The following is a 12,627-nucleotide window of genomic DNA, read 5'->3' as shown; positions in this document are numbered from 1 at the left end:
GCGACGCGCTGAGCCGGCCCGCTTCGGCGGAGCCCGATCACCACTGTCGGTGCCGGGTGCCACCCTCATGGGCATGACGACAAGGATCGACTGCGACTCGTGCATGGTGCGCGGGCTGGCGTGCCACGACTGCGTGGTGACCGTGCTGCTCGGGCCGCCGCCCGAGCTTGCGTTCGACGACGACGAGCGCCACGCGCTCGACGTCCTGGCGGCAGGCGGACTGGTGCCGCCCCTTCGGATGGTGACCCCGACGGCAGGCGGCGAGGTCGAGTCCGCGTGACCCATGTGACTGATGGGACGGAAGTGACGGCATTGACGACAACACACCCCGGGGGTGGATTGGCCGCGCTCCCAGAAGGCGGTTAGAGTTCACCACTCAGATGCCCGTGGAAGTGGGTCAACCGACCTGCTCGGGCATCGCGCTGAGTTTCGACTGGATTCGGGCCAGTCGGGAGCCGGGGAACCAACCGGCACCACCACGGTGGTGTCATCTGGGGTGAATCACCCGCGAGGCGCGGCCCTTGGAGACAGGGGCGGCGAGGAGCGGGGGTAGGGCCAGTCGTGCCCGAATCCGTCAGCTCACCCGGTAGGCGTACGACACAGCAAGGGAGACCGCCCGCTCGTGCTGAACGGTCGGAAACGAGTCACCGCAGTGGTGGCGGGCTTTGGGCTCGCATGCACCCTCGGGATGACCGCAGCGACGCCCGCCGAGGCGAAGCCAGACATCAAGGACGTGCAGGCGCGCGTCGACGGCCTCTACAAGGACGCCGACCAGGCGACCGAGAACTACAACGAGGCCCGCCTGCGGCTCGCCGGGCTCCAGCAGGAGCTCTCCAGCCTCCGTGCCGACCAGCAGCGCCAGGACGCCGCACTCGCGGCCGTCCGCGAGCAGCTGCGTGACTCGATGCTGCAGCAGTTCGAGGGCTCGAACCTGTCCGCCGTCGGGCAGGTCTTCGTCTCCGACGACCCGAAGGCCTTCCTCGGGCAGCTCTCGACGATCTCGGCCTACGACAGCCTCCAGGCCGGCCTGTACCACGACTACTCGACCCAGCTCGACGCCCTGCGCCTGCGTCGCAAGGCGACCGAGCAGCGCACGGCCGACGTCGCCGCGACCGAGAAGAAGCTCGCCGCGGACAAGAAGGCGGTCGAGACCAAGCTCGCCGACGCGAAGCAGCTGCTGTCGAAGCTCCAGGCCACGCAGCGTCAGGCGCTCCTCTCGCGCGACACCCCGCGGGACCAGGTCGTCGACGTGCCCGCCAGCGGCCGGGCGGCTGCTGCCGTCGCCTACGCGAAGGCCCAGCTCGGCGACGCCTACGTCTGGGGCGCCACCGGCGACAACGCGTTCGACTGCTCCGGTCTGACCATGCGCGCGTGGGGCGCCGCCGGTGTCTCCCTGCCGCACTCCTCGCGTGCGCAGTACAGCTCGGGCCCGCACGTCGCCGAGAGCGACCTGCAGCCGGGCGACCTGGTCTTCTTCTACAGCCCGATCAGCCACGTCGGTATCTACATCGGCAACGGCATGGTCCTCCACGCCGCCAACCCGAGTGAGGGCGTGCGGATCTCGCCGCTGCACTCGATGCCGTACTCCGGTGCGGTCCGCCCTGGCTGAGTCGCCACCGACCATGCACAAGGCCGGTCGCCCACGTTGGTGGGTGGCCGGCCTTGTCGGATTTCTCTGCCTCGCCGTCGGGACGCTGGCCTGGCTGGCCCTCAGGCCGGACACGTACGTCGCCTCGCCCGGGCGGCCGGCGTACGCGTCAGCCAGGCCCGACCTCGCCGCCGGGACCTTGGACGACCTGCAGCAAGCGGTGACCCGGCGCGACGCCCACGCGGCCGAGGGCCTCGCGGCCGACGATCGTGCGCGCTCGCTCCTGGGCGCCGTCGTGACGAACGCGGAGTCGCTCGGCGTCACCGACTTCACCGCGAGGTACGTCGACGAGGGTGGCGCCGTCGCGAAGGACGGCCGCTGGACGGCCGCCGTCGACCTGACCTGGCGGTTCGGTCACGACGACCCCTCGCCCGTGCACGAGGAGGTCGAGGTCGGATTCGCGACTGCGGCGTCCACCGCCTCCAACGCCTCCGGTGGGCAGGACGCCGTCCGCATCACGGGCATCGGCGGAGGCGGGCAGCGCAGCCCGCTGTGGCTCACCGAGGCGCTGCGCGTGCGGTCCGGAGCCGGTGTGCTGACCCTTGGAGCCGACGCGGCCGCGGTCGACCGCTACGCGACCTTGGCCGCACGGGCCGTCCCGGTGGTCGCCCGCGTCGTCAAGGGTTGGGCCGGCCCGCTCGTCGTCGAGGTGCCGCGCTCCGAGGCGGAGCTCGACGCCGCCCTCGGCGCCGCTCCGGGGACGTACGCCGGCGTCGCTGCGGTCACGGCGAGCGTCGACGGCTCGATGGCCTCGGACGCCCCGGTCCACGTCTTCGTGAACCCTGAGGTGATGGGCACGCTCGACGACCAGGGCGCGCAGATCGTGCTCAGCCACGAGGTCACCCACGCGGCCACGAAGGCAGCCACCAACACGCACCGGCCGATCTGGCTGACCGAGGGGTTCGCCGACTACGTCGCGCTGCGCGATGTCCACCTGCCGATCACGAAGACCGCCGGCCAGATCATCACCCAGGTCCGCAAGAGCGGGCCGCCCGACCACCTGCCCGGCCAGGGTGACTTCGACTCCCACTCGAGCAGCTTCGGCGCCGAGTACGAGGCCGCGTGGCTGGTCTGCCGCGTCATCGCCGAGCAGGCGGGGGAGCGTGGACTGCTGGCGGTCTACGACCGTGTCGGTGCCGGTCAGGACCTCGACGCCGTGCTCAGGGACGTGCTCGGGGTCGGCACGCCGGGGCTGACGCGGCTCTGGCAGCGGCGTTTGTCAGACTTGGCCGGGTGAGCGGACCCAGCGTGGGTGAAGGGGCGGCGCCGGCGCGGCGCGTCGCGGTCGCGGTGCTCGGCGTGGGGCTGGCCCTGTTCGTCGCGCTGGCCGTCGTACGGGTCCCGTGGCACCCCTATCCCGGCGGGGCGCTCGAGCCGCCGCCCGCCGACACCGTGTTCACCCACGCGCAGCTGTCGTTGATGGACGCCTACTCGTCGTTCGCCCGGTTCTGGTCGCGTTCGGGCCTCGTCATCTCGGTCGTCGTCGCCTGCGTCATCGGCTTCTCCTCGCTCGGTCGGCGGCTGATGGCGCTCGCACGGGGGCCGTGGTGGCTGCGGGTCATCGAGGGGGTGGTCGTCCTCGAGGTCGTCGCCGCGCTCGCCACGCTGCTGCCCGCGGTGCTGCTGCGCAGGCGTCAGCTCGAGGTCGGCCTCTCGCACCAGGCCTGGAGCGGGTTCGCCACCGACCGGGCCACGAGCCTCCTCGTGTCGATCGTCGCCACGTCGTTGGGCCTGGTGGCGCTGATGGCCTGCGCCAGGCGCTGGCAGCGGTGGTGGCCGGCCGTCGCGGGGGTGCTGCTCGGTGGCCTGATCATGCTCGGCTCGTTCGTCTACCCGGTGCTCGTCGAGCCGCTGTCCAACAACTTCACGTCGCTGCCGGACGGGTCGCTGCGCTCGGACGTCTTCGCGCTCGCGAAGACGGAGGGGGTGCAGATCGACGACGTGCTCGTCGCTGACGCCTCGCGTCGTACGACCACGCTCAACGCCTACGTGTCCGGGTTCGGCGACACGCGCCGGGTCGTGCTCTACGACAACCTGGTCAACGACGTCCCGCGGGCCGCCACGCTGTCGGTGGTCTCGCACGAGCTCGGCCACGCCAAGTACGACGACGTGCTGACCGGGTCGCTCCTGGGCGCGGCCGGCGCGCTGGTGGCCGTCGGGCTGCTGGGGGTGATCGTCGAGCGTCGCCGTGGCGGCGCGTGGGGCCGCGGGGTCGGGGACCCGGCGAGCGTCCCGCGGCTGCTGGCGCTCCTGGCGGTCGGGTCCGTGCTCGTGCTGCCGGTGCAGAACACGATCAGCCGGCAGATCGAGACGAGGGCGGACGTCACCGCCCTGAGGACGACGAAGGACGCCGGTGCCTTCGTGACCCTTCAGCGTGAGCTCGCGTTGAGCTCGCTGTCGGATCCGACACCGGCGTCCTGGTCGCAGTTCTGGTTCGGGTCACACCCGACGGCGTTGCAGCGGATAGCGCTGGCTGCCAGGGTCCTGCCCCGAGACTAGGGGCAGTTCGTCGTGGCCGACCCGTTGACCCGACTCTGGATCGCGCCACCGACGGATCCGCAGTCATGACCCATCTTGTCGCCCATCAGGTGGCCGAAGCTGTAGACAGCCACGGCGACCATGGCGGCGATGCCGGCGATGAGCAGGCCGTACTCCACGGCTGATGCACCCCGCTCGCGCGATTGCAGGCGATGGAACACGCCGATCTCCTCCCTGGAAAACGATTCGAGGCGCCATGACGGCTGCGCCGCCATGGCGCCTCGACCGACGCTGGTCAGATGATCAGCTGCTGCAGGTGCCGGTGACGGCGGTGCTGCCGCTGGTGATGGCGTCGCAGGTGGAGCTGAAGGCGTTCTTCACGATCGGGCCGAGGGCCATGACCGCGACGACGATGACGGCAGCGATGCCGGCGATGAGCAGGCCGTACTCGACGGCGGAGGCGCCGCGCTCCTCCATCTTGGCGAGGCGGGCGTTGAGCAGAATGCGGAAGTAGTCGACCATGATGTTTGTCTCCCCTTGAGATTGTCGGTCGTGGCTGGGCTCCGGACGAGGTTTCCCGGAAGTCCGTGGAGCCCCTGCCCCACGACTCAATCGTGAGGGAAGCGCAGGTCGCGCCGAATCGGGTGACTGTGCTGACCTGGATAGCCCTTTCGGACTACGAGGTCCCAACCTCATCCGACGGGGCGACCACCCGGCTGGACACTGGAGAGCAGCCCGATCCGCATGGCCGTGACCAACGCTTGGGCACGATTGGCCGCGCCGAGCTTCTGGTAGATCTTCGCGATGTGCGACTTCGCGGTCGACTCCGACAGGTAGAGCTGCTGGCCGATCTGTGCCGCACCGAGGCCGTCGGCGAGCAGCAGGAGCACCTCGTGCTCCCGGTCCGAGAGCCGGGTCGACTCCGAGGTGGCGCGCCGCATCATCGCCTGGGCGAGCCCCGCGCACACGAAGGAGCGCGGTGAGACCGCAGCGTGCCGCGCTGCGCGGACCACCTCGCCCGAGGGCGCGTCCTTGCCGACGAAGCCGGACGCGCCGGCCTCCATCGCGGCGAAGATCTGGTCGTCGCCCGAGTGCATCGTCAGCACGACGAGGCCGGTCCTGTCGTTGCGCTTGCGGATGCTGCGCACGATGTCGAGCCCCGTGCCGTCCTGCAGCTGCAGATCGGCGATGACGACGTCGGGGGAGAGGTCGGCGTACGCCGTCAGGGCCTCGGCCACCGTCCCCGCCTGGCCCACGACCGTCATGTCGTCCTCGAGGTCCATCACGCCCGCGAGGCCCTCGCGGATGAGCTCGTGGTCGTCCACCAGGAGGAGCTTGATCCCAGACTCCCGAATGTCAGTGCTCATGCCTTTACCCTCGTCCCGTTGTCGAAGTCTGGTTGCACGACTGTGATCTCCTCAGGTCCTCCGTCGCCTCGGATGGTGACAGACACGCAGAGGCCACCGCCAGGGGCGTCGGTCAGCTCGAGGTGCCCGCTGACCAACAGTGCCCGCTCGCGCATGATCTTCAACCCGTGCGAGTCGCGTCGCCCGGGCTGCAGGCCGCGTCCGTCGTCGGTGACGGTGATGCGGGCGGCCGGTGCGCGCACCTGGCAGTGCACGTCGATCGAGTCCGCATGCGCGTGCTTGACGGCGTTGTTCATCGCCTCCTGGGCGATCCTGAACAGCTCCGCCTCGACCTCCGGGCGGAGCCGCTCGGTCAGCTCGTCGGCCGTCACGTGGATCGGCACGCCCGAGACCTCCGAGAGGTTGCGCGCCACCGAGGCGATGGCGGCGCCGAGGCTCTCGCTCTCCCCGATGCTGGTGCGCAGGTTGACCAGCGACCGGCGGATCTCGGCGACGATCGCACTGACCCGCTCGCGCAGCAGCGTGATCCGCTGGTGCTGGGCATCGGTGGTCGCGACGGCCGCGAGCGCGTCGGCCAGGTAGCCGAGCGACGCGATGTCCTGCGCCACGCCGTCGTGCATCTCCCGCGCCAGCCGGCGGCGCTCCTCGGCGCTCGCTGCGTCGCGGAACGCCGCGAAGAGCAGCGCGGTGTCCAGGTGCACGGCACTGGGCCTCAGGGTGCCCGCCAGGCGGCGTACGGCCTCGTCGAGACCGATCGCCCGCACGCCGGCGCCCTCGGGCAGCGCCGCGACGACGACCCCGGTCGCCCCCGAGTCGGCCAGCAGCGGGAAGGCGAAGACGCGGTCACGTCGGACCGGCGCACACTCGCGCCAGCAGTCTGCGGCGAGGCCCTCGAACTGGCGCACCTCGTCGGGGGTGCCCAGCGACTTGGTGACGAGCGGCAGCAGGGCGTCCCCGCGGGCGACGTACAGCGTCATCGCGACCGTGGGCACCTCGTCGCGCACGGCAGACAGGATCGAGCCGCCCAGCGCGACGGGGTCCAGCCCGCTGTCGAGGCCCTCCGAGATGTCGATCAGCTGGCGCAACAGGCTCTGGGCATAGTGGTACGGCGCGAGGGGGTCGCTCCGCTCGACGAGGGTGCCGTGCAGGAACGTGCCGATGAGGCCGAGGCCCAGACCCGTCACCGACCAGCTGAAGGCGGCTGACCCCTGCTCGGGCGTGAGCGTCCCGCCGATGAGGAAGGCGAACACGACCAGCATCGCGAGCTCGGCGCACAGGGACGTCGCCATGCCCCACAGCCCGCGGAAGACCGACGCCGTGAACGGTGGCACGCACAGGGCGCCGATGACGGCGGTCGAGGTGTCGACGACGATGCCGCAGACCGCGCCGACGAGCAGCGCCTCCGCGGTGGTGAGCACCGCGATCGGCAGCACGCCGCGCAGGTCGACGATCGTCGCGAGCGCCCAGATGGCGCCGATGACGAGCAGGGCGAGCAGCGCGGCCGCGTCGCGGGTCCAGAGAACCGGCCCGGTCAGGGCGATCAGCACGATGATCCGTGCGATCGCCGCGACCCGGAACGGGAGCCGGTCAGCGTCGGTCATCAGCCGCCGAAGTTGTCCATGATGTTGATGGCTGCGGGGCCCATGACGGCGACGAACAGCGCCGGGAGGATGCAGAAGATCAGCGGGATGGTGATCTTCACCGGCACCTGCTGGGCCTTCTCCTCGGCCCGCTGCCGGCGCTTGACCCGCATCTCGCCCGACTGCACGCGCAGCACCTGGGCGATCGGGATGCCGAAGGAGTCGGCCTGCACCATCGCCGAGACGAAGGAGCGCAGGTCGTCGACGTTGGCGCGCTCGCCGAGGGATCGCAGCGCCTCGCCACGGCCCATGCCGAGCTGCATCTCGCGGATCATCCGAGCGAACTCGTCCGCGAGCGGTCCTTCGGTGTTCTGGGCCACCTGCTGCACGGCGGCGTCGAAGCCGAGGCCCGACTCGACGCTGATGGTCATCAGGTCGATCGCGTCCGGCAGCTCGCGCTGCAGCTTGTTCGCCCGGTCGTAGGCGAGCTGGTAGAGGTAGAGGTTGGGGCCGAAGAACCCGATGACCAGGCCCGCAGCGCCGAAGATCAGCCGCGTAGTGAGAGCGTCCGCGAGGACCAGACCGACGGCGAGGCCGATCAGGAGACCGAGCCCGGCCCCCATCACCTTGCCGGCGGTGATCCGGTCGACGGTCCAGCCAGCCGGGTTGCCGGCGAGGTCGAGCTTGCGGCGGAGCCGCTCTGCCGAGTCGGCGCCGGTGATGCGGCGACCGACCTTGAGCGCGCGAGCCTGCAGCGGCTGGAGGACACGATCTGCGAACGGCTTCTCGAGCTCGGCGGACAGCTCGCGCGGCGCATCGGTCATCGCCTGCAGCACCGCGAGCGAGCGGTTGATGCCGCGGGCCTCCTCTGCTGGACGCAGCCCCATCGCCAGCAGCGTGATGGCGACGGCGAGCAGCAGCAGCCCGAGGACGAAGAGGAGCACCATGTCAGACCTCGACCTTAACGAGACGACTCATCCAGAACACGCCGACCCCCAGCCACAGTGTGCCACCGGCCAACATGACGAGGCCCCGGATGTCGGTGAACAGCGGCGAGACGTAGGTCCAGTTGGTCAGCGTCAGGTACAGCATGAACAGCGGGGGCAGCAGGCCGAGGACGATCGCGGACAGCTTGCCCTCCGCAGCGAGAGCGCTCACCTGGCGACGCAGGTACTCGCGCTCGCGCATGGTGGCGGCGACCGTGTCGAGCAGCTCGGCCAGGTTGCCGCCGACCTGACGCTGGATGCGGATCGCCATCACGACCCAGCCGAAGTCCTTGCTCTCGAAGCGGGCCGCGACACCCACCAGCGCCTCCTCGAGGGCGACGCCGAGCCGGGTCTCGACGAGGACCCGGCGGAACTCGCCCGCGATGGGCTCGACGCCGTCGTTGACGACCGTGTCCAGCGCCTGCTGGAGCGAGAGGCCCGCGGCGAGCGACCCCGAGATCAGCTGCAGGGTGTCCGGCAGGCCCCGGTTGAACGCCTTGCGACGCCGGTTGCGCCGCATGCCGAGGTAGATCCAGGGCCCGACGACCCCGAGTGCGAGGAAGACGATCCCGATCACGAGGTTGCCGCGGCCGAGCAGCAGCCCGAACAGCGTGGCCACGACCGTGATGGCGGTGTGCAGCAGCAGCCACTCGGCAGGCTTGAGCTCGCTGCCTGCCGCGTCGAGCCGGGCGGCGATGCGCGCCTCGAGGCCGGCGTTGCGCTTGAGCAGGTCAGCGGCGGCGGTCTTCGCCCCGGCGAGCACCTCCTCGGACTCCGCCCGGTGGCCGCGACGCTTGGGGGCGTTGCGACCCGTCGCCGTGTAGGAGACGACCCGCTGCTCCGCCGAGAGCGGCGCGACCGGCCGCGGGACGAGCAGGACGAGCAGCACCATGAGGCCGAGCCCGAGGGCGGCGACGCCGCCGTACATGCCCCAGTCCGGCAGCACGAACCCGGCCGGCGCCGAGGCGACCGCCGGAGTCGGAGCCTGCGCGGCTCGGACCTTGCCGAAGGCACTGGCCGTGACGGCGCCGAAGCTGACCTTGACGGTGGCCTCGGTCGCGGCGACGCTCGACGGCACCTGCGCGGTCACGAGGACCTGGCGGGCCAGGGCCTGCGCCTCTCCGGTGAAGGTCGTCGCGAGGGCGGTGGGGTCGGCCGGGAGCACCTTGCCGTGGCCCGCGTCGGCGAGCGATGTGAGGGCCGAGTCGCTCGCGGCCTGGTCGACCGCGACGACATCGACGAGCGCGCCGGCGTCGGAGATCGCCGAGGTGGCCGAGCCGAGCGGTGTCGTGCTCTCGTCGGCGCCGTCCGAGAGGACGAGCAGGGAGCGCTGGCCGTCGGAGCCGGACGCCTGTACGGCGGCGACCACGCCGTCGTACAGGTGCGTGCCGGCGCTCAGCGTCAGGCCGTTCACGACGCCCGTCGCCGCGGCGCGGTCGCGGGTGGGCTTCAGGTCGGTCGCGACCTTGCCGTCGAATGTCACGACGCCGACGTACACGTCGTCGGGGACCGAGGCGAGGAACTGCAGGGCGGCCGCCTTGGCGGCGCTGAACTTGGCGCCCTTCATGGAGTTGCTCGTGTCGATCGCGAGCACGGTCGTACGCCGAACAGCGGCCGACGTCCCGACCGCGGCCGCCGTGGCGTCCACCGTCGTGCCGTCGACGGTCACCGCGACGTCGCCCAGCTTCACGTCGGCGCCCTCGGGCACCGAGACGAGCAGCTGCAGACCGTCAGCGGTCTGCTGCATGTGGGTGATCGCGCTGTCGCCGCCGGCGGCCCGCGCCGTGGGCTGCGCGAGTGCAAGCGTTCCGAGGGCCGCCACGACGACGGCGAGCAGCCGCTTCATCATCCCCGGTCCGGCACGAAGATCATGGGGTCCACCGACACGTTGGCGTTCGCCATCTTCTCGAGGAACTTCGGCCGCAGCCCGGTCGGCTTGAGCCTGCCCAGAGCGCGGCCGTCGGCGTCCCAGCCGGCGGCGTTGTCGTAGGCGAAGATGTCCTGCAGTGTGATGACGTCGCCCTCCATCCGCTCCACCTCGGTGAGGTGGGTGATCTTGCGTGTGCCGTCCTTGAAGCGCGTCTGGTGCACGATCAGGTCGACCGCGGAGGCCACCTGCTCGCGGATCGCGCGCACCGGCAGGTCCATGCCGGCCATCAGCACCATCGTCTCCATGCGGGCGAGCGTGTCGCGGGGTCCGTTGGAGTGCAACGTACAGATCGAGCCGTCGTGGCCGGTGTTCATCGCCTGGAGCATGTCGAGCGCGGAGGCGTCTCGGACCTCACCGACGATGATGCGGTCGGGGCGCATGCGGAGGCTGTTCTTGACCAGGTCGCGGATGGTGACGGCGCCCTTGCCCTCGATGTTCGAGGGGCGGGACTCGAGCCGGACGACGTGGTCCTGCTTGAGCTGGAGCTCGGCGGCGTCCTCGATCGTGACGATGCGCTCGTCGTACGGGATGAACGACGACAGCACGTTGAGCGTCGTCGTCTTGCCGGCGCCCGTCGAGCCGGACACGATCACGTTCAGACGGCCGCGCACGCAGGCGTCGATGAACTGGCGCGACGCCGGCGTCAACGATCCGAACCGGACCAGGTCGTCGGCGGTCAGCGGGTCGGCGGAGAACTTCCGGATCGTCAGCGCCGAGCCGTCGATCGCCAACGGCGGGACGATCGCGTTGACACGGCTGCCGTCGGGGAGGCGGGCGTCGACCATCGGGCTGGACTCGTCGACGCGACGACCGATGCGGGACACGATCTTGTCGATCGTCCGGCGCAGGTGGGCCTCGTCGGCGAACTGGCCGTCGGCCTTGATCAGCTTGCCGGAGCGCTCCAGCCAGATGTCGGCATGACCGTTGACCATGACCTCGGAGACCTCGGGGTCCCGCAGGTAGGGCTCGATCGGCCCGTTGCCCATGATGTCGTCGCTGATCTCCTGCATGACGCGCTGGCGATCGCTGTTCGACAGCGGGCGCTCCTGCGACGACATCACGTCCTGCAGCACGCTGCGGACGGCCTGGTCGAGCTCCTTGGCGTCGAGGTCCGACTCGTAGAGCTGCGGACCGAGCTGCTTGAGCAGCTCGGTGTGGACGCTGCTCTTGATGACCTCGAACCGGTCCGCCTGCTGGCCGGTCGCGAGAAGCCTGCGCGAGTCCGCGGCCGGTGACGGCGCGGGCGCAGGGGCGGGCGCCGCGGGGACGGGCTCGAGCGGTTCGAGGGCTTCCGGCTCGGCGGGCACCTCGGCGCGGCGCTTGCCGGCGGGCGTGTCGACCGACGCGTCGGGGGCGAGCCCCTGCTCGACGACGTGCTCGGGTCCCTCACCGGCCGCGGCCGGCTCGGGAGCACCCGTGCGGCGTGCCGCAGCGATGCGATCGGCGAGACTCATCGACGCCTCCTCAGACGACGCTTCGACTGTTGCTCGGCGGCGGGCTGCTCGGCGCCCGCCGTCACCGGTGTGGCGATGTCCTCGCCGGCCAGCTGCGAGGCGAGCGCGATGATCGCCGTGCTGGTCGGGTGATAGGGGTTCTTCACCACGATCGGGCTGCCCGCGTTGGTCGACGCGGCGACCTCGAGCGAGGTGGCGACCAGGGTCTCGGGACGCATGCCGAGGATGCCCTCGACGCGGTCGGGGCTGATGCCCACCTCGTCGTCGGCACGGTTGAGCAGGAGGTGCCGGCGCTCCTGGGCGATGTTGAGCATGTCGAGCGTCTCGAGCCCGACCTTGACGTTCTTCAACGTCGGCACGTCCAGCGTCGCGATGATGACGATCTCGTCGGTCTCGTCGAGCGCCGTCAGCGTCTGCTCGTCGAAGGCAGGAGGCGTGTCGACCACCACGAAGTCGAACGACTCCTTGAGGGTGCGCAGCACCTGCGACACGAGGGTGGGGGAGACCCGGTCGCGTACGTCGGGGTGCGACGGCGCCGCGAGGATCATCATCGAGTCCTGGTGGCGGGTGAGCAGCCCGTTGAGCAGCTCGGCGTCGATGGAGCTCTCCGAGCCGATCGCGTGCTCGATCGAGTGCGTCGGGAAGAGCTGCATCGTGATGGCGACGTCGCCGAAGGCGAGGTCGAGGTCGACGAGGCAGACCCGGCGCGCACCACCCTCGGTGAGCGCGAGGCCGAGGTTGACCGACATGGTCGTCTTGCCGACGCCACCCTTCGGCGACCAGACCGTGATCACCTTGCCGCTGTGGCTGGCGCCGCCGGGGCCGCGCAGCGCGATGAACAGCTGGTAGGCGCGCGTCACGGCGGCCGAGACCGCCTCCAGCGACCCCGCCTGGAGGACGTCACGCGCACCGGCCTGCATCGCGGCGGTGAGCACCTCGGTGGTCAGCTCGTCGCGGATGAGGACGACGCTGACCGTGGGTCGGATCGTGCGCAGGTAGTCGCACAGTGCGAGCGCCTCGGACACGGCCACGGTGGGACCGACCACGACGACGTACTCGTCGTGGTGCTGGGCGAGCCAGGCGCGCACCCGGTCCATGCTCGCGACACCCTGCGAGCCCGCGGGGAGCGAGCGCAGCAGGGTCGCGACTACATCCTGGTCGTGATCGACGATGACCGGCATGGG

The 12,627-nt window shown here is 70.9% G+C and carries 12 protein-coding genes and 1 riboswitch; of the genes, 4 read left to right on the top strand and 8 right to left on the bottom strand.

The genetic code is table 11. The features are described 5' to 3' along the window. The first annotated feature begins 73 nt into the window (after positions 1-73). The 4 genes from ABD205_RS11095 (at position 74) to ABD205_RS11080 (ending at position 4,147) form a co-directional block, all read left to right on the top strand. Complete coding sequence (locus ABD205_RS11095) at positions 74-280, top strand: hypothetical protein (RefSeq protein WP_344044881.1); 207 nt, start codon at positions 74-76, stop codon at positions 278-280. A 130-nt stretch (positions 281-410) separates the two neighbouring features. Next, positions 411-608, top strand: a riboswitch (cyclic di-AMP (ydaO/yuaA leader). Between the two features lie 80 nt (positions 609-688). Continuing rightward, positions 689-1,609, top strand: a complete 921-nt coding sequence (locus ABD205_RS11090) for a C40 family peptidase (RefSeq protein ID WP_344044880.1) — start codon at positions 689-691, stop codon at positions 1,607-1,609. 43 nt (positions 1,610-1,652) lie between these two features. Then, positions 1,653-2,885 (top strand): hypothetical protein, encoded by a 1,233-nt coding sequence (locus ABD205_RS11085; protein WP_344044879.1) that lies wholly within the window; start codon positions 1,653-1,655, stop codon positions 2,883-2,885. Continuing rightward, positions 2,882-4,147: a M48 family metalloprotease gene (locus tag ABD205_RS11080; protein WP_344044878.1), complete on the top strand. Its 1,266-nt coding sequence runs from the start codon at positions 2,882-2,884 to the stop codon at positions 4,145-4,147. The genes ABD205_RS11085 and ABD205_RS11080 overlap by 4 nt, the downstream gene beginning before the upstream one ends. Here the strand turns inward: ABD205_RS11080 and ABD205_RS11075 are convergent. The 8 genes from ABD205_RS11075 to ABD205_RS11040 all read right to left on the bottom strand — a co-directional run bounded on the left by ABD205_RS11075 (position 4,144) and on the right by ABD205_RS11040 (position 12,624). Beyond that, positions 4,144-4,347, bottom strand: coding sequence for a Flp family type IVb pilin (locus ABD205_RS11075; RefSeq protein WP_344044877.1), 204 nt, complete (start codon positions 4,345-4,347; stop codon positions 4,144-4,146). The two genes, ABD205_RS11080 and ABD205_RS11075, sit on opposite strands and share 4 nt — an antisense overlap. A gap of 82 nt (positions 4,348-4,429) precedes the next feature. Next, positions 4,430-4,648, bottom strand: a complete 219-nt coding sequence (locus ABD205_RS11070; protein WP_344044876.1) for a Flp family type IVb pilin — start codon at positions 4,646-4,648, stop codon at positions 4,430-4,432. 170 nt (positions 4,649-4,818) lie between these two features. Continuing rightward, positions 4,819-5,493: a response regulator gene (locus ABD205_RS11065; protein WP_344044875.1), complete on the bottom strand. Its 675-nt coding sequence runs from the start codon at positions 5,491-5,493 to the stop codon at positions 4,819-4,821. Then, complete coding sequence (locus ABD205_RS11060) at positions 5,490-7,094, bottom strand: sensor histidine kinase (protein WP_344044874.1); 1,605 nt, start codon at positions 7,092-7,094, stop codon at positions 5,490-5,492. Before ABD205_RS11060 ends, ABD205_RS11065 begins: the two co-directional genes overlap by 4 nt. After that, positions 7,094-8,020 carry a type II secretion system F family protein gene (locus ABD205_RS11055; protein ID WP_344044873.1) on the bottom strand — a complete coding sequence of 309 codons (927 nt, stop codon included), beginning with the start codon at positions 8,018-8,020 and terminating at the stop codon, positions 7,094-7,096. The genes ABD205_RS11060 and ABD205_RS11055 overlap by 1 nt, the downstream gene beginning before the upstream one ends. A gap of 1 nt (position 8,021) precedes the next feature. After that, positions 8,022-9,905: a type II secretion system F family protein gene (locus ABD205_RS11050; protein ID WP_344044872.1), complete on the bottom strand. Its 1,884-nt coding sequence runs from the start codon at positions 9,903-9,905 to the stop codon at positions 8,022-8,024. Continuing rightward, positions 9,905-11,443: a TadA family conjugal transfer-associated ATPase gene (locus ABD205_RS11045; protein WP_344044870.1), complete on the bottom strand. Its 1,539-nt coding sequence runs from the start codon at positions 11,441-11,443 to the stop codon at positions 9,905-9,907. Before ABD205_RS11045 ends, ABD205_RS11050 begins: the two co-directional genes overlap by 1 nt. Continuing rightward, positions 11,440-12,624: a CpaE/TadZ family protein gene (locus ABD205_RS11040; protein ID WP_344044868.1), complete on the bottom strand. Its 1,185-nt coding sequence runs from the start codon at positions 12,622-12,624 to the stop codon at positions 11,440-11,442. Before ABD205_RS11040 ends, ABD205_RS11045 begins: the two co-directional genes overlap by 4 nt. Between the last annotated feature and the right edge of the window lie 3 nt (positions 12,625-12,627).

This window comes from Nocardioides panacihumi (assembly GCF_039530925.1).
Classification (GTDB): domain Bacteria; phylum Actinomycetota; class Actinomycetes; order Propionibacteriales; family Nocardioidaceae; genus Nocardioides; species Nocardioides panacihumi.
The sequence above is the reverse complement of the archived record's forward strand: the minus strand, read 5'-3'. Positions and strand labels throughout refer to the sequence as shown.